18 protein-coding genes are annotated in these 18,913 nt (G+C 42.6%); 13 read left to right on the top strand and 5 right to left on the bottom strand.

Features of this window, described 5'->3' with window-relative positions:
- The first annotated feature begins 4 nt into the window (after positions 1–4).
- The 7 genes from SJY28_RS08185 (at position 5) to SJY28_RS08155 (ending at position 6,010) form a co-directional block, all read left to right on the top strand.
- Positions 5–985 (top strand): RDD family protein, encoded by a 981-nt coding sequence (locus tag SJY28_RS08185; RefSeq protein WP_379544056.1) that lies wholly within the window; start codon positions 5–7, stop codon positions 983–985.
- Positions 986–1,276: 291 nt separating this feature from the next.
- Positions 1,277–1,681: a 30S ribosomal protein S6 gene (rpsF, locus tag SJY28_RS08180; protein WP_101205443.1), complete on the top strand. Its 405-nt coding sequence runs from the start codon at positions 1,277–1,279 to the stop codon at positions 1,679–1,681.
- Between the two features lie 16 nt (positions 1,682–1,697).
- The gene (gene rpsR, locus SJY28_RS08175; RefSeq protein ID WP_010198808.1) at positions 1,698–1,928 is read left to right on the top strand and encodes a 30S ribosomal protein S18; all 231 of its coding nucleotides are present in this window, start codon (positions 1,698–1,700) and stop codon (positions 1,926–1,928) included.
- A 20-nt stretch (positions 1,929–1,948) separates the two neighbouring features.
- Positions 1,949–2,455, top strand: coding sequence for a 50S ribosomal protein L9 (gene rplI / locus SJY28_RS08170; RefSeq protein WP_057759378.1), 507 nt, complete (start codon positions 1,949–1,951; stop codon positions 2,453–2,455).
- Between the two features lie 353 nt (positions 2,456–2,808).
- A complete protein-coding gene (locus SJY28_RS08165) occupies positions 2,809–3,048 on the top strand; it encodes a hypothetical protein (RefSeq protein ID WP_379544055.1) in 240 nt (79 codons plus the stop codon).
- Between the two features lie 357 nt (positions 3,049–3,405).
- Complete coding sequence (locus SJY28_RS08160; RefSeq protein WP_102091298.1) at positions 3,406–4,761, top strand: GntP family permease; 1,356 nt, start codon at positions 3,406–3,408, stop codon at positions 4,759–4,761.
- A gap of 112 nt (positions 4,762–4,873) precedes the next feature.
- Positions 4,874–6,010, top strand: coding sequence for a glycerate kinase (locus tag SJY28_RS08155; RefSeq protein WP_379544054.1), 1,137 nt, complete (start codon positions 4,874–4,876; stop codon positions 6,008–6,010).
- Between the two features lie 111 nt (positions 6,011–6,121).
- On the opposite strand, the gene SJY28_RS08150 is transcribed toward SJY28_RS08155, so the two are convergent.
- Positions 6,122–6,991: a LysR family transcriptional regulator gene (locus SJY28_RS08150; RefSeq protein WP_379544053.1), complete on the bottom strand. Its 870-nt coding sequence runs from the start codon at positions 6,989–6,991 to the stop codon at positions 6,122–6,124.
- Between the two features lie 107 nt (positions 6,992–7,098).
- Here SJY28_RS08150 and SJY28_RS08145 point away from each other — a divergent pair, with 107 nt between their 5' ends.
- Positions 7,099–7,599, top strand: a complete 501-nt coding sequence (locus tag SJY28_RS08145) for a lactoylglutathione lyase family protein (RefSeq protein WP_101205448.1) — start codon at positions 7,099–7,101, stop codon at positions 7,597–7,599.
- 241 nt (positions 7,600–7,840) lie between these two features.
- Positions 7,841–8,653: an enoyl-CoA hydratase gene (locus tag SJY28_RS08140; RefSeq protein ID WP_379544052.1), complete on the top strand. Its 813-nt coding sequence runs from the start codon at positions 7,841–7,843 to the stop codon at positions 8,651–8,653.
- Between the two features lie 190 nt (positions 8,654–8,843).
- Here SJY28_RS08140 and SJY28_RS08135 read toward each other — a convergent pair whose 3' ends face one another.
- From SJY28_RS08135 to SJY28_RS08125, 3 genes are all read right to left on the bottom strand, one after another.
- Positions 8,844–9,182, bottom strand: a complete 339-nt coding sequence (locus SJY28_RS08135) for a RidA family protein (RefSeq protein ID WP_055124581.1) — start codon at positions 9,180–9,182, stop codon at positions 8,844–8,846.
- Between the two features lie 163 nt (positions 9,183–9,345).
- Positions 9,346–10,593, bottom strand: coding sequence for an NAD(P)/FAD-dependent oxidoreductase (locus tag SJY28_RS08130; RefSeq protein WP_379544051.1), 1,248 nt, complete (start codon positions 10,591–10,593; stop codon positions 9,346–9,348).
- Between the two features lie 343 nt (positions 10,594–10,936).
- Positions 10,937–13,141: an ATP-dependent helicase gene (locus tag SJY28_RS08125; RefSeq protein WP_379544050.1), complete on the bottom strand. Its 2,205-nt coding sequence runs from the start codon at positions 13,139–13,141 to the stop codon at positions 10,937–10,939.
- Between the two features lie 409 nt (positions 13,142–13,550).
- On the opposite strand from SJY28_RS08125, the gene ychF reads away from it, so the two are divergent.
- The 4 genes from ychF to SJY28_RS08105 all read left to right on the top strand — a co-directional run bounded on the left by ychF (position 13,551) and on the right by SJY28_RS08105 (position 17,822).
- On the top strand, positions 13,551–14,642 hold the full coding sequence (gene ychF / locus SJY28_RS08120) for a redox-regulated ATPase YchF (RefSeq protein WP_102094907.1): 1,092 nt from the start codon (positions 13,551–13,553) through the stop codon (positions 14,640–14,642).
- A 127-nt stretch (positions 14,643–14,769) separates the two neighbouring features.
- Entirely contained in the window at positions 14,770–15,348 is a 579-nt protein-coding gene (locus SJY28_RS08115; protein ID WP_379544049.1) for a hypothetical protein, read from the top strand.
- Between the two features lie 273 nt (positions 15,349–15,621).
- The gene (locus tag SJY28_RS08110) at positions 15,622–17,037 is read left to right on the top strand and encodes a deoxyguanosinetriphosphate triphosphohydrolase (RefSeq protein WP_298807906.1); all 1,416 of its coding nucleotides are present in this window, start codon (positions 15,622–15,624) and stop codon (positions 17,035–17,037) included.
- 104 nt (positions 17,038–17,141) lie between these two features.
- Positions 17,142–17,822 (top strand): TetR family transcriptional regulator, encoded by a 681-nt coding sequence (locus SJY28_RS08105; protein ID WP_057759356.1) that lies wholly within the window; start codon positions 17,142–17,144, stop codon positions 17,820–17,822.
- 10 nt (positions 17,823–17,832) lie between these two features.
- On the opposite strand, the gene gspK is transcribed toward SJY28_RS08105, so the two are convergent.
- Positions 17,833–18,900 carry a type II secretion system minor pseudopilin GspK gene (gspK, locus tag SJY28_RS08100; RefSeq protein WP_298807909.1) on the bottom strand — a complete coding sequence of 356 codons (1,068 nt, stop codon included), beginning with the start codon at positions 18,898–18,900 and terminating at the stop codon, positions 17,833–17,835.
- Positions 18,901–18,913 lie beyond the last annotated feature (13 nt).

The following is an 18,913-nucleotide window of genomic DNA, read 5'->3' as shown; positions in this document are numbered from 1 at the left end:
AACTATGCAGGCAATTATGCAGATTTTCCTTGCTCGAAATAACGTACAAGCTGGCCCATATCAGTTGGAGCAGCTGAATATCATGCTGGCATCTGGTGAAGTATTGCTTGATGATTTGATGTGGCATGAAGGCTTAGCTCAGTGGCAGCGCGTAGGTGATCTTACCAATAACCAAACGGTTTATCGCCCAACTGGTGCTAACACGCCTGAAGTAAACGACTCTATCATCAATAACGTGACCGTCTTCCCTGAAGATACCAATAAAGCGAAAGATGATAAGTCAGTATCGTTAGATAGGCTATATGGCAAGCCTGAACGTCCTAAAAACGTGAAAGCCGATATGACAACCAATCGTCATCAGACGCCGCACAACAATGTCTCATTAAACAAGTCGACTCTCAAAAAGGCTGTTGCAGACAATGATAAAGTTGTCGGCAATGTGGTACTTGCGCCAATCATGTCACGTGTATTGGCGACTGCATTGAATGGCCTACTTTATATATTGGCCATACTGCCGCTAGTAATGGCATTAACTAAAATGGATGTGGACTATACCAAGTTCCAAAACATCCAAGATATGGACGCCGCCTATCAATATTCAATGACGCTGATGGAAAGCCTTCCTAGTAGCACATTGATGATGTCACAGGTGATGGTCTTCGGTCTATTTGCCTTACAATTGGTATTTATCACCATCCGTGGTCAATCGCTAGGCAAGCTGATCACTGGTATTCGTGTTGTGGATCAAACCACGCATCGCCTACCTTCGTTCATTAAATTGATCGGTACACGTACGTTATTGTTGTTTATTATCTATAACTTACTGTTTTCGTTTACCAGCTTTTTAGGCTTTGTGATTATCGCTATCCATTATTACATGGCATCTAAAAGCCCTGAAAACATTGGTTGGCATGACAAACTTGCCAAAACCTTAGTGGTTAAAGCAGACAGTAGTCAATTGGCAAAGAAGTCAAAATCTGAATAACAGTATTTGATTTGGCTATTGGTTTTATAGCTCGTTATACTCAAAAAAGCTGCGTACTATCGCGGCTTTTTTTATTTACCAAAGACTATTTAGCCTCTTTTTATATTTTATTGGCAGTAGCTTGGTGATTAACCTTTGTGTTAGTTGCCGAGTACTGTTATAATACGGCGCTTTATAAACTAAGCTTATTCTTGATTGTTTTTTATAAAATATGACTAGAATTGGGCTTACCTTATAAATCTCCTTGCTATTAACATAGGGTTAATAGCTACTAATCCGTAAGGAGTCATAATGCGACATTACGAACTGGTGTTACTTGTACACCCAGACCAAAGCGACCAAGTGGTCGGCATGGTTGAGCGCTACATCAAGTTAGTTCAAGACAACAACGGTGTTATCCATCGTCTAGAAGATTGGGGCCGTCGTCAACTGGCTTATCCAATCAACAAGATTCACAAAGCTCATTACGTTCTTTTCAACATTGAAACTGACGGTGAAACTTTAGCTGAACTTGAAGAATTATTCCGTTATAACGACGCGATCATTCGTAGTCTAGTTATGCGCCGTGACGAAGCTGTCACTGAAGAGTCGCAGTTAGCCAAGAATGCCGATGAAAAACGCGCACGCAAAGCAACTACTCGTCGTCCAGACAATCGTGAAAACGATAATGACGACAACGACAACAGTGAAGACTAATTAAAGGAGAATACTCATGGCACGTTTCTATCGCCGTCGCAAATTCTGCCGTTTCACTGCTGAAGGCATCACTCACATCGACTATAAAGATGTTGAATTGCTAAAACAGTACATTAGTGATAATGGTAAAATCGTACCAAGCCGTATTACTGGTACATCTACTAAATATCAGCGTCAATTAGCGACTGCTATCAAGCAAGCTCGTTACTTATCGCTACTTCCATACACTGATAACCATCAAGGTTAACCGCTAACTAGGAATGACTCATGCAAATTATTTTGTTACAGCGTATCGTCAACCTTGGTAAACTCGGTGAAACTGTCGATGTAAAACCAGGTTACGGACGTAACTTTCTTATCCCTCAGGGCAAAGCACTACCTGCTACTAAAGCTAACATCGAAAAGTTCGAAGCACGTCGTGCTGAACTTGAAGCTGAAGAAGCAAAAGAGATCGCTGTTGCTCAAGAGCGTGCTGATGCATTAACTGACGTTAATGTTATCATGCGCGCTAAATCAGGTGACGAAGGCAAGCTATTCGGCTCTATCGGTACTCGCGATATCGCTGAAGCATTGACTAACTCAGGTCTAGAAGTAGACCGTGCTGAAATCAAGCTACCTGAAGGCACTTTACGTCAAGTTGGCGAATACAATGTTGATATTCAGCTACACCATGACGTTACTGCTAGCATCTTAGTTACTATTCTTTCTGAAGATGGTAACAACGAAGATTCAGCTGACGAAGAAGCTGCTGAAGAAGACTATTCTGAAGAGTAATCTTCTATGTAGTTAGACTCAGTCTGCAAAAAGCCAGCAACTTAGGTTGCTGGCTTTTTTACGTGCGTCATTTTTGACATTAGAGTTTATGTATTTAGACAATCTATATCGCTAACTTGCACTCCTTTATCTTGATAAATTAGGATTTTATATATTCCTAAACAGCTTAGGATTCTCAAAAAATCTATTGCTATGATAGCGGTGTTATCTATGCAATGTTGTAGTAACTAAATACAACAACTACCTTAAAACGCTATACCAAACAACAAGATACTGCCTATATAATCATCTTTATTACTATTAGCAGAATTGATAATCTACTGCTATTTAATGTACTAATAGGGCGCAAGAATATGAAAGAAAATAATAACATCCATACCAATGACAAGCTTATCTGTACTCAAGGTAATGCGTACTACTCCGAAGGTGAGGTGTATACAGTTGGCAGAATAGTCAATGACAAATACTTCCAGCTGCTGACCAGTGGCAATGATGATCATTGGTATGCCACGTTGGATGATCAAGGCATTTACGTCAGCTTTGATACTGAAACTGCTACCAATAATAAAGCTTTCTTTGATAAGATTGCCTAATTGTTAATCAGGGTACTTCTTAGAATATCTGTCCTAAAAATAATTATTACTCAGGTAGGTAAATATTGTTTAGACAGGAACTGGTCATTATAAATGGCCAGTTTTTTTGGTTTGAAGTATTAGCAATTGCTAGTTATAAAAGTATTTCCACACACGTCTTCGACGTTTTCTTACTAATTTCCGTCATTGCAAAATTAAGTATCTCTCAATTTTTTGTCAACAGCGCCAACTATTTAACGAATCTATTTCCTAGCGGCATCTATTTGCTATAAAATATGCCCCTTCAAAATTTCGTATCGTTATTGATGCCTGTTCGCGTGAATAACTCATTAAGATATAAACCATATTGAGACAGTGATGATTGTATTTTGGCTTGTGCTGACCATTCTTTTTATTATTTTCGCTACCGCAAAATTAAAGTGGCATCCCTTTTTAGTGTTGATTTTATCCGCTTTTTTGGTCGCGCTATTTTATCAAGTACCACTTAACACGGTCGCCAAAACGATTTCTGATGGTTTCGGTGGTATCTTAGGCTATATCGGTCTTGTGATTGTATTTGGTACGATTATTGGCTTAATCCTTGAAAAAACGGGTGCTGCTATCGTAATGGCAGAGTCCGTTATTAAAGTATTGGGGCCACGCTTCCCTACTTTGACCATGTCTATCGTCGGTGCGGTCGTTTCGATTCCTGTATTTTGTGACTCTGGCTATATTATCTTGAACTCTCTAAAAGAGTCTTTGGCTGAGCGCTTACATGTATCAAGTGTCGCGATGAGTATTGCCTTGGCCACTGGTCTATACGCTACCCACACCTTTGTCCCACCTACGCCAGGCCCAATCGCAGCGGCAGGTAACTTAGGTCTAGAGTCAAATTTAGGTTTGGTTATTATGGTCGGTGTGGTCGTGACAGCAGTTGCGGTACTGGCTGGCTGGTGGTGGTCTAATCGCTTCCTTAACGCCACTCCTGACAATATCAATGCGGCAGATGCTCCAGCAGCAATGCCTGAAGGAATGAAAACTCGTGATGATTACAGTCACTTGCCTTCAGCGACAATGGCTTTCTTGCCGATTATCGTTCCTATCATATTAATCTGCTTATCTTCGGTTGCTAATTTCCCAAGCGCACCATTTGGCAGTAGCATGGTAGCGGAAATTTTGATATTTATTGGTAACCCATTGACTGCGTTACTTATCGGTTTGTTCTTATCGTTTTTCTTGATTAAATCAAGCCAAAAAACGCAAGAAATCAGCGACAGTATCTCGCAAGGTTTGGTAGTAGCAGCCCCTATCCTACTGATTACTGGTGCTGGTGGTGCATTTGGTGCCATGCTAAAAGTGACGCCTATCGGTGATTACCTAGGTTCGACGCTATCTGCTTTAGGTTTAGGTATCTTCATGCCATTTATCGTCTCTGCGGCGCTAAAAACAGCACAAGGCTCAACCACAGTCGCATTGGTTACGACTTCTGCTATGGTTGCCCCACTATTGAACCAGATTGGCCTAGACAGCGAACTTGGACGCGTGTTCTGCGTGATGGCAATTGGTGCTGGTGCCATGACCATCTCACATGCCAATGACAGCTTCTTTTGGATTGTTAGCCAGTTTAGTCGCATGAGCGTCGCACAAGCGTACAAGGCTCATTCAATGGCCACTGGTATCCAAGGTGTAACTAGCATCGTATTTATCTGGTTGTTGACCCTAGTGTTTATCTAGTTCATAAAATTGGGTATTTCTACATACGTTTATTTGATGATTGCTAAGTAAACGTTTTAAAACATGACACTATCGCAATGATCGTGTCATTAAGATATTCAAAGAGAACCGTATGAAAATTTTGATCGCCCCTGACTCATTTAAAGAAAGTTTAGAAGCACTTGATGTTTGCCACGCCATTCAATCTGGCTTTAGCCAAGTGTTTCCAGATGCTGACTACAAGCTGTTGCCAATGGCCGATGGCGGTGAAGGTACCTCAGCGGTATTGTCTTATGTATTGGGCGGGCGCTGGAAAGAAGTCAGAGTACATGACCCATTGATGAGACCGATTACGGCAAAGTATCTATTATTGCCTGACGCGACCGCTGTTATTGAAGTGGCTCAAGCGTGCGGATTACATCTACTGACGGCTGATGAGCGTAATCCCGTTATTGCGAGTAGTTATGGTGTTGGGGAGCTGATCGAAGATGCGTTAGCAGAAGGTGCTAAGCGTATCGTTATCGGTCTAGGTGGTAGCGCAACTAATGATGCAGGCCTTGGCATGCTAATGGCGCTAGGCATAACATTTCATGATATTAATGATAGCCTGCTGACTCATGGTGGTGGCGCACTTGCCAGCTTACATAAGCTCGATAATACTAGCCTGCATGCAAAGATATCAGACACGGTATTTGAAGTTGCTTGTGATGTGACCAATCCATTATGCGGTCTGCTGGGTGCAAGCGCAGTATTTGGCCCACAAAAAGGCGCTTGTCCAGAGCAGGTCAATACTTTGGACAAGGCACTCAGTCACTTTGCTACCGTATGTGGACAGCATGGCTATGAAGACTGTCAATACGCTGAAGGCGCTGGCGCTGCAGGCGGTCTTGGCTATGCGATGATGACGTTCTTTGAAGCTCAGCTAAAGTCAGGCTTTGATACGGTTGCCGAAGTGGCTCATCTGTCACAGCATATCGCAGAGACTGATCTCGTCATCACTGGCGAAGGCAAACTCGATGCACAGACAGCCATGGGTAAAGTGGCAGGCGGTATCAGCCAAATCGCTAAGGCTAACCGCACACCTGTTATCGCTATCTGCGGCAGTGTCGATGGACTAAAACCTGCTCAAACCAGTCAGTTCGATGTGGTCATGCCGAGTATCCAAAAAATAGATACAATTGATAATGTGTTAGGCTCTGCTTATAACAATATTGAAACTACTGCTGCTAATATCGCTGCAAGTATCAAACTTGGGCAGACTTTAAGATAGATGCAATTTTTCATAGGCTCAATCTATCAATAAGCCTCCTTCACTAAATGCACAGCTATTGAACTTTCGATTAACCCTTCGTTAGCTGTGCATTTATCATTCTTAACATGTCTATAGCCATTTTTTTACTTCGTCAATGACCGTATGCATTCTATTAGAAAATGCTTGCTGTCGTCTGACTGCCAGATATAGCGTCTCACTAACGGCAACTGGTAAATGATGACTGTTAATCAGCTCAGGCTTTGGATAAGCAGCCACGGCATGTGCTGGCAAAACAGTAAAGCCTAATCCTCTGCTGACTGGCTCTAAGATTAACCCTATCTGATTCGAAAATCCTTTTTTCTCAAAGTCATTGATATGCTGAAATTGCTCATAATTGGCAGTTAGTAGCATGCCTGCATGATGGGCGCCATCCGGATGATCGATAAATCCAAGTGCCATAAGCTGCTCCCAGCTAGGCTCTACTGTAGCCGCAGGGGTTACTAGTATCAATGCTTCTTGTGCCATAGGTTTGCAGCTAACCGTTTCATCGTCTGATATATCTGTCATAAAGCCGATATCAATCTCGTGATTTGCCAACGCCCGCTCAATGTCAGAATTGGGTGCAAAACGGTAATCAATTACTAGTTTTGGATGCTGCTGCTGTAGTGTCAAAAGCTGCGGATATAGCTTGAGTCCCACACTACCCGGTGACATCAAACGCACCAATCCTTCATAAGGTGGATCTTCACCGATGCGCTGTTCTAAATTTGATAATCGCTGCAATATCTCGCCTGCTTCTTTATAAAGCTGCTCACCTGCATTGGTCAACGAAAACTGCTTTCCTTGACGAATCAACAAGTCCGTATCTAGTTGCTCCTCTAACTTACTTATGTGTTGGCTCACACCGGACTGCGTCATATATAGACGTTCAGCTGTGCGGGTAAAGTGCCCAACTTCAGCAAGCGTACAGAAAGTTCGTAGCCATGTGATATTTATCATTACGTTTTATACTTATTTATATAATGTTTGATAATTTTACATAATGATGGTGCATTTGTATACTGGCCTCACGTTAAACAAGAGTACAGCAAACAGGAGCACAAATTATGAACAACGTTTATCCAAGAAGCTTTTCGCACATCGGTCTGTCAGTCCCTGACCTAGATGCAGCCGTGAAATTCTATACTGAAGTAATGGGTTGGTATACGATCATGGAGCCTACTGAGATTGTCGAAGATGACAGCCCGATTGGTGAGATGTGTACTGAAGTATTCGGTGCAGGTTGGGGCAGCTTTCGTATCGCTCACCTATCTACTGGTGACCGTATCGGTGTTGAGATTTTTGAATTTAAAAATCAAGAAAACCCTGAAAACAACTTTGAATACTGGAAAACAGGTATCTTTCACTTCTGCGTTCAAGATCCAAATGTTGAAGAGTTGGCTGAGCGTATGGTTGCAGCAGGCGGTAAAAAGCGTATGGAAAAACCACGCTACTACTACCCTGGCGAAAAACCTTACCGCATGATCTATATGGAAGACCCGTTCGGTAACATCGTTGAAATCTATAGCCACAGCTACGAGCTTATCTATAGCGAAGGCGCATACTAGGTTCAGTATAAATACAGCTTAGTATAAATTTAAGTTAGTATAGATTTAGCTTATATCTGATTGAAAAACCAATAGCGTACTCATCATCTGAGTGCGCTATTTTTTCGTGCGCTTTCTATGTGCTCCATCTATCGTATAGAATATGAGCCATGCTACTATTTATATAGCTTTATATAGCTTTATATAACTTTATAAATAGTAGCATTTGCCAAATCAAACAATCGATTATCAAGGATGATAAATGACTCAATCTGACATTACTCTAGACCTAGACGACCTTTTGGTTATTAGAGAAGACAGTAAAGAAAGTGGCGTCGTCACGCTCACTTTAAACCAACCCAAGCAATTCAATGCGTTGTCCGTTGAAGTGCTGTCTGCCATGCAAACAGAGCTAGACAGTATCGCTCAAGACGATACGATCAGAGTCGTGGTTATTCAAGCGACAGGCAAAGCATTCTGTGCTGGTCATAATCTAAAACAGATGCACACGCATGCAGATGCAGCATTTCACCGTGCCCTATTCCAGCAATGTAGTAAAATGATGCTTACCATCAACCGTATGCCGCAAGTCGTCATTGCAAAAGTACAGGGCATTGCCACAGCCGCAGGATGTCAGCTGGTCGCCGCTTGTGACTTAGCCGTTGCCGCTGATAATGCAAAATTTGCCACCTCTGGGATAAACGTTGGACTTTTCTGTTCCACGCCTGCCGTTGCTGTCAGCCGCAATCTACCTCGTAAGCAAGCGTTTGAAATGCTAATCACAGGTGAATTTATCGACGCGCATACTGCCTTGCAATATGGCTTGATCAATCGAGTCGCACCAGCAGAGCAACTAAATCAAACACTACAGTCACTGATAACGGCGATTACTACCACGTCTCCGGTAGCAGTAAGAACTGGCAAAAATATGTTTTATAAGCAGCTGAGCATGAACATCGAAGATGCGTATGATTATGCCAGTGAAGTTATGACGGGCAATATGATGGCAGACGATGTGGGTAAAGGGATTGATGCATTTATTGATAAACGCCAAGCGGTATGGAAAGGGTGTTAGTACCTATATCACTAATCATTGTACTTTTTAAATGACGTCATATAGCGCAAGCTTTATCTAGAAAGCTTGCACGCCCTTTTTCAATAATTAAATTTGCTTATTACCAAGCATAAAAAAGGCCACGATATCGCTATCATGGCCTTTTTTATTTCTATTTGATACAGGTACTACAGATGCTGCGAGCCGTTTATTACTCAGCAGCGATGGCGATCATCTCAACCAATAGCTCAGGACGTGCTAAAGCTGACTCACCACAAGCGCGAGCTGGTGGCTGAATACCTTCAAACCACTGGTCATAAACTTCATTCATGGCAGCAAAGTCAGCCATGTCTTTGATCCAAACTGTTACTGATAGTAGCTTTGATTTGTCACTGCCTACCTCTTCTAGCAACGTTTGGATTTTTTCTAGACAAGTCAATGTTTGCGCTTTGATATCGTCTTCTGCATTACCTACCTGACCACACAAATAGATAGTTTGGTTATGGATTACGGTTTTGCTCATACGTTGATTGCTGTGTAGCTTCTTAATCATGTCTATACCTTTCATTTATTAATTTAAGTCTGTGCTAACTATAATCAATCCACTATAAAAGCGTTACTGCGTTAACCTCGCTTGAAGTATGACATATACATCTGCACTCGGTTGCCTTGTACCGCTCTTAAATTGGATCAACTATATATCAGATACGCGCTTAGTTAGAAAAACGCTGGGCACTAAATGGTGCAAGATTGACCAATGTAGGCTTATCGTGAATCATCTCTTCAACCAGACGACCTGTCATTGGCCCTAAAGTAAAGCCTTGATGACTGTGACCAAATGCGAACCATAGTTTGTCATGCTTGTCTGCAGGACCGATTACTGGCTTCATATCAGGCATACAAGGACGTGAGCCTGCCCACGCTTCACTTTCAACCGCATCTTCTAATGGCAAGATTTTTTTAGCTAACTTCAATACAGTTTTTAACTGACCAAAGTTCTTTGGCGCATTCATCGTAGTCATCTCAGCACCAGTAGTGATACGAATACCCTGCTGCATTGGCCCCATTACAAAGCCTTTGTCCATATCAAACATACTGTGATTGATAGTGTTCTTCTCTGTCACTTTAAAATGCTGATGATAGCCGCGCATTGGGAATAGTGGCAAGTTATAGCCAAGGGGTCTGATCAAATCATTAGACCATGGGCCTGCTGCGATAACCAATTTGTCACTATAGTAGGTATCGTTATCCGTGATAACTTTCCAGCCTTCGCCATCTTGAACGATTTCTTTCACATCGCTTTCTTTGATCGTACCCTGCATATCTTGGAAGTTTTTTGCATAAGCTTTTACGAGCGAGCTTGGGTTCGATACTTGCCAAGAGTTTTTCCAATGAATCGCGCCAACGAAACCTTCAAAATTGGCACTAGGCTCCATTGCTTTTAGCGCTTCAAGGTTTAGTACGTTATGCTCAACACCTTGGTTACGCGCGTCGATAGCTGATACTTGCGCTTCTTTAAAAGTCTCTTCTGAGCGATGCAATTGCAACCAACCATCACGAGTAATGAGCTCGTCAGCACCAGAAGCGCTAATCATGGTTTGGTGCTCACTAGTACAATGCTCAATCAACGTCTGCCACTCTGATTCGATTTTTTTGACTGAAGCAGGTGTAGAGTATTTCCAGTACTGAAGCAGGGCTTGGTGATAACGCAAAATGGCCGGGATACGATAGCGAATATCGGTACCTTGGTTTGGTAACACTCTGATCATTTCTGTCAGCTGACGAGGAAAAGGATGTGTATGAATGGCTTCGCGCTGAATCAATCCTGCATTGCCGTATGAGGTCTCTGACCCTGGCAATTTTTTGTCTAACAATAATACATTTGAGTTATTTTTTTGTAGATGCCACGCGATTGACGTGCCAACCATACCTGCACCGATAACGATAACTTCGTAGCGCATAACCTATCCTTTTCTTAGGGTGTTAATACAGAGTATCAAATATAAGGGTCTAACAGAATTAGGTGGTAATAGTAACGCATTAGGATAAATTTGAAACCCTTATCTGAGAAATATTTTCGCGTCACATACTTTTGGTTATGGGGTTTTTGAGAAGGTATTTTTGATAGGAATAATACTGGCATTGAGCAATAATCTAGCAACAAATTTGATGAAAATAGCGTCAAATTATCCAATGTTTTTGAACATGAAATTTTCAACTATTTGAAAGCTCACTTATCTATATTACTGAATAGCCTTATTAGCTTATGTTTAATTGATTGGATAATCAACTAAACATAGCGTATTACCACCAAATTGGGTCATCATCTTCTATCATGGTCCGCCTTGTCGTCTCAACCGTTACCTCATCCGCAGATAGCTCAGCGATAAAACGTGAGGGTTTGTCAAAATATCCAGAATAACTAGAAAAGTAATTTGGTGCTGTCAGATACAACTGTGTCTTTGCACGACTACAGGCAACATAAAACAGCTTACGCTCTTCTTCTAATGCTTCAAAGTCATCCAAAGAACGGTGATGCGGCGTGATGCCATCTACCAATGAGTTAACAAACACTACTGGCCATTCAAGCCCCTTAGCACTATGAATGGTCGAGATAGTAACTTTGTCATTGCTACTGTCTTGTCCATTATCTAAATTGCCCATCACGGCAACTGAATCATTAGGTGGGTCTAAAGCGAGATTTTCTAAAAAACTATCAAGGCTTGTGTGCTCTGTCGCTAAATTTTTTAATACCCGAAAGTCTTCGGTACGCTCACGCCAATTGTCTTCGATAAGCTTTAACACTGGGATATAAAACTCAAGAATATGTTCAATAGCTGTCTCGACCGATTCAGCTTGCTGTGCCTTGGCAAGCGCATGATATAGAGGCTCTAACTGATCACTTTTTTTCGCAAAGGGCGCGGCCAGTAAGGATTCAAATGCATTATTGTCAGCAGTAATGGCTTGGGTTAAGCGCGTCGCCGTCATTGCACCCACCCCTTTAAACAAAGTTAAAATACGATGCCAAGCAATCGTGTCATTTGGGTTATAGAGTATTTTGACAAAGGCCAATACGTCTTTGATATGACGTCTTTCAATGAACTTGATACCGCCCACGACGATAAAAGGAATATTGCGCGCCATAAACTCTAGCTGTACATAATTGGACTGAAATGACGTACGGCATAATACCGCAAAGTCTTTGTAGTCATACTCTGGCTTTAGCGCGACAATCTTATCAGTGATATAGCTCGCTTCTTTTGGCTCATCACTGATTCGTCGAAATACTGGCTTGTGTCCTTCTATCGGCGCATCAGAATACAGCTGCTTTTGATAGCCTAGCGTGATTTGCGCTGACAACGCGTTGATATAGTTTAAAACGGACGGCGAGCTGCGATAATTTTGCTCAAGCTTAATAAGTTTGGCTTGAGGATAAGTCTCACCGAATAGCAAAATGTTTTCGTAGTTGGCACCGCGAAAGGCATAGATGCTTTGATTGTCGTCACCGACTACCATCAGCGATACCGTCTCAGGCTCACATATTAAGTCGATTAGCTGCTTTTGTGGAATATTGGTGTCTTGATACTCATCAACCATAATATAACGATATTGGCTTTGCAGCAGCTGTCGAAAAGTGTCATTGGTCTTCAAATGGCGCACTACTTGACTGATGATATCGTCAAAATCATATAAGTGATTGGCGCGCTTGTACTCATGGAAATCGACCGCCAGCTGCTCGATGATAGGAATATGCACGGCAATATCAGGGTAGTTGCTTTCGATTAAGTCGCGAATATGTATACGTCTGTTTCTAGACGTCGATATGATATTTTGCAGCGTTTTTTTGCGTGGAAAGGCGTGTGACTTGGTCTGAGCAGGATACTTTTTTTCTTTATGCACCAAGTCGATAGCATCCTCACTATCACCCGTATCCAAAATCGTAAATCGCGGATTGATACCGAGTAGCCCTGAATACTGACGCAGTAACATATTGCAAAACGAGTGAAAAGTACCACTAGTGATGCTATTTAATGCTTTATCAGTTGGCAGCTTATCCTCAGCCAGCTCTTCATCTGATAGCTCTTGATTTGAAAGACTGCTTGCTAGCAAGGATTTAGCTCGATCTTTTATTTCATTTGCCGCTTTACGCGTAAAAGTCAGGAGCAAAATCTCTTTAGGCGACACCCCATTTTCCAATAGATAACTGGTCCGATAGGTCAAGGTTTTGGTCTTACCTGAGCCAGCTCCAGCAATGACCAATACTTTGCCTTCGATCGTAGTCGCGGCCATTAACTGATCGGGATTTAACTCTCTGGCATAATCGACCTTTAACCCCAACCCACTATCTAGCCTATGCTTTAACAACTTGATATTTGTCGTCTCAGCAGTATCGATTAAATTCGCTTCTAGTTTTTTAATAGCCTGCTCAAGCCGAGTCAGTTTAGGCTTCATCTCAAGAAAGTTTTGCGGGTATTTATAGTGGCGTGTGTCAAAAATCGAGGTTGTCATTGTCTACAATTGCCTTACATTTTATTTTGGCGATATTATCAGCGTATGTCTGACTGTCTATAGCTTTAGAATAATTATGATTTGCTAAACCTAGCAGAATATATGTGCTGAATTTACGTGAACTTTCAGCCCTTATCTATGAGTGACAGTTTAGCATATTAAAAAATAGGGTTTATTAGCCCACATAAACTATGTGTCACTCGTATTGGTTAGCTTTATTCATTTTTAAGCTCCTAATATGACCTGCTTTTATCATAAAGCTGCGTATCGTCATCGGGTAAAAACCTGAGCATATACCGTAACAACCTCACCCCTATTCAGGTAAATTTGCTACAATGTGCCCAATTTTGATTTATCATTTAACCAAACTTTATACCAACTGATTTTATTAATACATTGAGAGAATGTTATGGGTTTTAATTGCGGCATCGTCGGCCTACCAAACGTGGGTAAATCCACCTTGTTTAATGCGTTGACCAAAGCGGGTATCGCCGCTGAAAACTTTCCATTTTGTACCAAAGATCCCAACACGGGTATCGTACCAGTACCAGACCCACGCCTAAAACAACTGGCTGACATCGTCAATCCTGAGCGCGTATTACCAACGACCATGGAGTTTGTCGATATTGCAGGTTTGGTCGCAGGCGCGTCAAAAGGCGAAGGCATGGGCAACCAGTTCCTAGCGAACATCCGTGAGACCGATGCAATTGCTCATGTGGTACGCTGTTTTGATGATGACAATGTGGTACACGTTGATGGCCGCGTTAGCCCGATTGATGATATCGAAACCATCAATACTGAACTGGCACTTGCGGATCTAGAAGCTGTTGAGCGCGCGGTATTTAACTTGACCAAAAAAGCAAAAGGCGGCGATAAAGATGCTGGCGCCATGCTTGATGTGTTCAAAAAGATTGAGCCATTACTAGCAGAAGGCAAAGCGGCTCGTGCTGCTAACCTAGACGCTGATGAGAAAAAACTGATCAGAAGCTATGGTCTAATCACGCTAAAACCAACCATGTATATCGCTAACGTCTCTGAAGATGGTTTTGAAAATAACCCATACCTTGACGCTGTTCGTGATTATGCCACTGGTGAAGACTCTATCGTCATCGCCCTATGCAACCAGATCGAATCTGAAATCGCTCAGCTCGATGAAGACGATAAAAAAGACTTCCTAGCTGAGATGGATATGGAAGAAGCTGGTCTTGATCAAGTTATTCGCGGTGGCTATGACTTACTGGATATGCAGACTTACTTTACCGCTGGCGTAAAAGAAGTACGTGCTTGGACTGTCGCTATTGGTGCGACAGCACCGCAAGCAGCTGGCGTGATTCATACTGATTTTGAGCGTGGTTTTATTCGTGCTGAGGTCATTGCGTATGACGACTTTATCGAATATAACGGTGAAAAAGGCGCTGCTGCTGCTGGTAAATCGCGTTTAGAAGGTAAAACTTACATCGTGCAAGATGGCGATGTGATGCACTTTAGATTTAACGTGTAACTTTAAATAGTATAGCTTGTTTAAAGTTAATTAGCCGATGTTGGATATTCTCCATCATCGGCTTTATTTTATCTATCAATTGTTATATTATAACATATCTTTTTTTGCTTATTTGAGGATTCATACCGTGACTAATTATTTTTCTAAACTTGCAGGTATTACTATACTAGGTAGTGTGATGGCAGGCTCTCTATTGGGCTGTCAGCCAAACAACGATACCGATGCAGTGGCATCTGAAGAAGCACCAATAGATAATCGCGCCGATCATGAACAAGGTCATGAAATGCATGATGATAAAGAGCATGAAGATCACGGCCACGAAGAGCATAGTGATATGGAACACGATCATGAGAGTCATAGCCACGAAGAACATGCGCACGCAGGTCACGATCATGCAGCTCATGCCAGTAACAGCACTCCTTTCTCTTGTGAGCCTACTGCTACTATCGGTGTTTCTTATCATAGCGACAGTACACCGCAGACAGCGCATTTGCTCATCGATGGTATCGAATACGATTTAACAGCTACTGCTAATAGTAAAGCTGATACTGATAAAGGCATCTATACTAGCGATATTGGATTAGACGATACACACGGCATCATATGGCAAGTAAATGGAGACAAAGCGACATTGCTCAATAAGACACTAGACAGCGATGTAGCTATCGACAAGGAAGACGTAATTTTTAACTGTCAAAAGTCTTAATATAGTTGATTCAATATAATTTGGATACAAGCAAAGCGAGTGAAGTTACTACCAGTAGTAGGCTAAGCGAAACTGGCACTGCATCCGATTTATAGGGCATTAACTCTAGTCAAATAAGTCTAAAACGGGTGCAAGGCAGCCGACTGCAGATTATACAAATAGTACCTCTAAGGAGGGTAACATCGTAGCCGTTTAGTAGTTCTCTGACTATACAGCTGTACCAAGGGCTCTATTTTGCTATGCTAGAGGCTCCCTTGGTTCCGGATGTTTAATATGCTAAGTACTCCAACCTCTTCGTCGTCCCCTACCGCACAATGGTCACATCTCCTCAACTCACAGCGTCTTGGTGCTTTCAAAAAATTTAACGCCAATACCAGTACTCGCTCTCAGTTTCATAAAGACTATGACAGACTGGTATTTTCTCACTCTTTTCGCCAGTTAAATCAGAAAACCCAAGTCCATCCATTGACCAATCAGCTTGGTATTCATACGCGCCTGACTCACTCGCTAGAAGTGTCTTCTATTGGTCGCTCTTTGGGAATGATGGCCGCCGAAAAAATTCATGACGCATTAGGTAGCGGCCTACCAGCAGGAGTCTCACCAGCAGATGTCGGCGTGATTGTACAAGCGGCTTGTCTCGCTCATGACATTGGCAATCCACCTTTTGGCCACGCTGGAGAGTATGCGATTCGTGATTGGTTTAGGCAGCCTGAACCGCAAGCGATTTTGCAAAATTTAAGCAGCAACGAGCGATTAGACTTACTGGCATACGAGGGTAATGCTCAAGGGTTTCGCCTATTGGCACGTAATGAGCATCATCCTGACAAGGGTGGTATGCGGCTCACCTGTGCCACGCTGGGCGCCTTTATGAAATATCCGTGGTTGGCGACTCACAGCAACGATGTCAATAACAACCATTATAATGTGCAGAAATTTGGCTGCTTTTATAGCGAAGCGTCTCAACTAGAAGAGTTAGCGGCATGTTTGCACTTACCACGCTCAGAGCAACACGATGGCTTTGCGCGCCATCCATTGGCTTACCTGCTAGAAGCAGCAGATGACATCTGTTATGCGCTAATCGATTTAGAAGATGGCATCAATCTGAATATGCTAACCTATAGCGAAGTGGCTACGATATTTTATGAGCTGATTGGTGAACGTCCAAGCAGCGTAAACTTGCCAGCGCATATGTCTGTCAGACAAAGCCTAGCCTCCCTGCGGGCACGAGCCATGATGCGTTTGGTCAATACCGTCACCGATGCTTTTGTAGCCAATAGTGATGCATTGCTAACTGGAACGCTGCAAGGCAGCCTATTTGCCCATTGCGATACCAGTGTGCAGAATGGTATCAATCAAGCTAAGCAGCTGGCACGCGAAAAAATATTTAACCATCCGAGCAAAGTAAGAATGGAGCTGATGGCCAATCAGTGCTTACATAGCCTATTGAATGCCTTTATGCCACTCGCTTGGACAGGGTCTCAATCTGCTACTATGCAGCCGCCGATGTCTTTTGAGCAGCAACGTCTGTTAAGATTACTACAGCCTCATCTTGACGAACATCGCCGCATCTTGTCTGACGATATCTATCATAATGTCTTAAATATTTTGGATTTTATTACAGGTATGAATGACCATGAAGCTTATCGACTGGCGCAAGAATTGCAAGGCCATTGGGGCACAGTGGTTTAAAAGACCAATGCAGGTTTAGTAAATTAACACGAATGGCGTATTTCAGTCGTATTTATACGTTGAAATGAGTATGATAAACACCTACCGGACAATTTTGAAATATTATGAGCAGTCGCGAACAAAAGAAACTTCAAACTCGGCACGCCTTTTTTAATGCTGTGCTCGATTTATGTATGACAGGGCAATCTTTTAGCTCTATCAGTCTCAGACAAGTAACACGTGAGGTTGGCGTTGTGCCGACGGCGTTTTATCGCCATTTTGATGATATGGAGTCACTCGGGCGCGCTTTGGTCATTGAGGAATTGGGCGGTACGTTGGCCACGTTAAGTGATAGCCTGCAGATTGGGCGCAAACGTAGCTTCGATCGTCAAATCGCAAAAAGTATTCAGCTATTCTTGTATATGGTCAGCGATCAGCCTTACTACTGGCAGTTCTTGGTCAGTGAGCGTTATGGTGGATCAGAAGCAGTACGCAAAGCCATCAATGAGTTGATTAAGATACATGCTCAAGGGTTGGCCGACGACTTAGCGTTGCAGCCAGCGTTTACCCATATCAATGCTTATGACCGTCGCCTATTGGCGGAGGCTGGCGTGAATATGTTCTTCTCTTGGATTATTGATTGGCTAGAGCTGACTTACACGGAAGATCACGATGATGAAATTGATCTAAACGAAATCGAAGAGAACAAGCAGCTAATGCTACATAACTGTACTCGTCAAGCACAAATGCTTTTTTACGGAGCATATAATTGGAAGTCTAGTGAAGAAACACGCCTCAAAGACTAAATACCATCTGCTAAAAGCTCGGACGAAATGCCCATAGTCGCTGTGTCACTACTTTGACTTCCTTGGGCATTTTACCGTCTACCTCACTACTGTTACTCGCCTGATTATTACTAGCAGCCTCACTACTATTAACTACTTGATTATTATCAACGACAGTTTTACTAATCAAAACAGTAGCAAAACGCTCTCTCGCTTGACCGACAGTTGCATTATCAGTCGCTGTGATAAGCGCCATGAATGCTTGGCTATCAACGGCGAGCATGGGTGTTAAGGCTTTTCGTTGCTCATCATTCACACTGCCAAATATCGGTAATTGCCATACTGCATCAATAGACGTCAGCGCCTGCTGTGCGCGCATATCTACCAGTGATTGCATCTGTTGGCTGTTAGCACCATCAATTAGTGCTGCTAACAATACAGGACTGGCAGTATTGATATTGATCGGCACATAATAAGGCACTGCGGTAAGATAAGGCCGTAATACTGCTAGAGTTTCATCGCTCACCCCTGTCACTTCTAGTAGCTGATCGATACTGACAAAAGGTTGATTTGGCAAAGCATCTGTTGCTACAGCATTTGACTGCTGCGCATATACCGTACTTTCATCACCGCCATCTTGGTATACCTCACCGTCTGCATCTTGCCAATCAAGTATAGCAATAGCAATATCAGGCTCTAGATTTAGTTGCGTGAGTAGTCGTTGGAATACTGCTAAAGCAGTGGTATTGGCCGACCCATCTTGATACAAGTTGTTAATGTTAAAACGACCAGACTCATCGCGTAGCTCGATGCTGACACTATGATTAGCCAATGTATAAGGTGGTATAGGCTGCGCCCAGATATCTTGCGCACTATCCGTATCATTGAGGTTGCTATCAGCGCGAATCATCGTCACTGCCAACTGTTGACCTGCATCGATATCTTGCAGCAACTGATTTTGATCGAATAACAGCCCACTACGCCTAATTGCAATTTTTTGGCTAGCAAGCATCGATCCGGCAACCACAGTAATACTTACTACCAGTAATAAGATAGTCAGCAGTGCAACACCGCGTTGAGAGTTCGCAGTCATCGACATACATAGCCTTTGT

It is taken from the genome of Psychrobacter sp. R86515 (assembly GCF_042466315.1).
Taxonomy (GTDB): domain Bacteria; phylum Pseudomonadota; class Gammaproteobacteria; order Pseudomonadales; family Moraxellaceae; genus Psychrobacter.
Note: the sequence above shows the minus strand (reverse complement) of the source record. Positions and strands in the feature narration are given on the sequence as shown.

What these genes read in the sequence shown, in the direction of transcription:
- SJY28_RS08185 (WP_379544056.1), top strand. Translation starts at nt 5, where the DNA reads ATGCAGGCAATTATGCAGATTTTCCTTGCTCGAAATAACGTACAAGCT.
- rpsF (WP_101205443.1), top strand. Translation starts at nt 1,277, where the DNA reads ATGCGACATTACGAACTGGTGTTACTTGTACACCCAGACCAAAGCGAC.
- rpsR (WP_010198808.1), top strand. Translation starts at nt 1,698, where the DNA reads ATGGCACGTTTCTATCGCCGTCGCAAATTCTGCCGTTTCACTGCTGAA.
- rplI (WP_057759378.1), top strand. Translation starts at nt 1,949, where the DNA reads ATGCAAATTATTTTGTTACAGCGTATCGTCAACCTTGGTAAACTCGGT.
- SJY28_RS08165 (WP_379544055.1), top strand. Translation starts at nt 2,809, where the DNA reads ATGAAAGAAAATAATAACATCCATACCAATGACAAGCTTATCTGTACT.
- SJY28_RS08160 (WP_102091298.1), top strand. Translation starts at nt 3,406, where the DNA reads ATGATTGTATTTTGGCTTGTGCTGACCATTCTTTTTATTATTTTCGCT.
- SJY28_RS08155 (WP_379544054.1), top strand. Translation starts at nt 4,874, where the DNA reads ATGAAAATTTTGATCGCCCCTGACTCATTTAAAGAAAGTTTAGAAGCA.
- SJY28_RS08150 (WP_379544053.1), bottom strand. Translation starts at nt 6,991, where the DNA reads ATGATAAATATCACATGGCTACGAACTTTCTGTACGCTTGCTGAAGTT.
- SJY28_RS08145 (WP_101205448.1), top strand. Translation starts at nt 7,099, where the DNA reads ATGAACAACGTTTATCCAAGAAGCTTTTCGCACATCGGTCTGTCAGTC.
- SJY28_RS08140 (WP_379544052.1), top strand. Translation starts at nt 7,841, where the DNA reads ATGACTCAATCTGACATTACTCTAGACCTAGACGACCTTTTGGTTATT.
- SJY28_RS08130 (WP_379544051.1), bottom strand. Translation starts at nt 10,593, where the DNA reads ATGCGCTACGAAGTTATCGTTATCGGTGCAGGTATGGTTGGCACGTCA.
- SJY28_RS08125 (WP_379544050.1), bottom strand. Translation starts at nt 13,141, where the DNA reads ATGACAACCTCGATTTTTGACACACGCCACTATAAATACCCGCAAAAC.
- ychF (WP_102094907.1), top strand. Translation starts at nt 13,551, where the DNA reads ATGGGTTTTAATTGCGGCATCGTCGGCCTACCAAACGTGGGTAAATCC.
- SJY28_RS08110 (WP_298807906.1), top strand. Translation starts at nt 15,622, where the DNA reads ATGCTAAGTACTCCAACCTCTTCGTCGTCCCCTACCGCACAATGGTCA.
- SJY28_RS08105 (WP_057759356.1), top strand. Translation starts at nt 17,142, where the DNA reads ATGAGCAGTCGCGAACAAAAGAAACTTCAAACTCGGCACGCCTTTTTT.
- gspK (WP_298807909.1), bottom strand. Translation starts at nt 18,900, where the DNA reads ATGTCGATGACTGCGAACTCTCAACGCGGTGTTGCACTGCTGACTATC.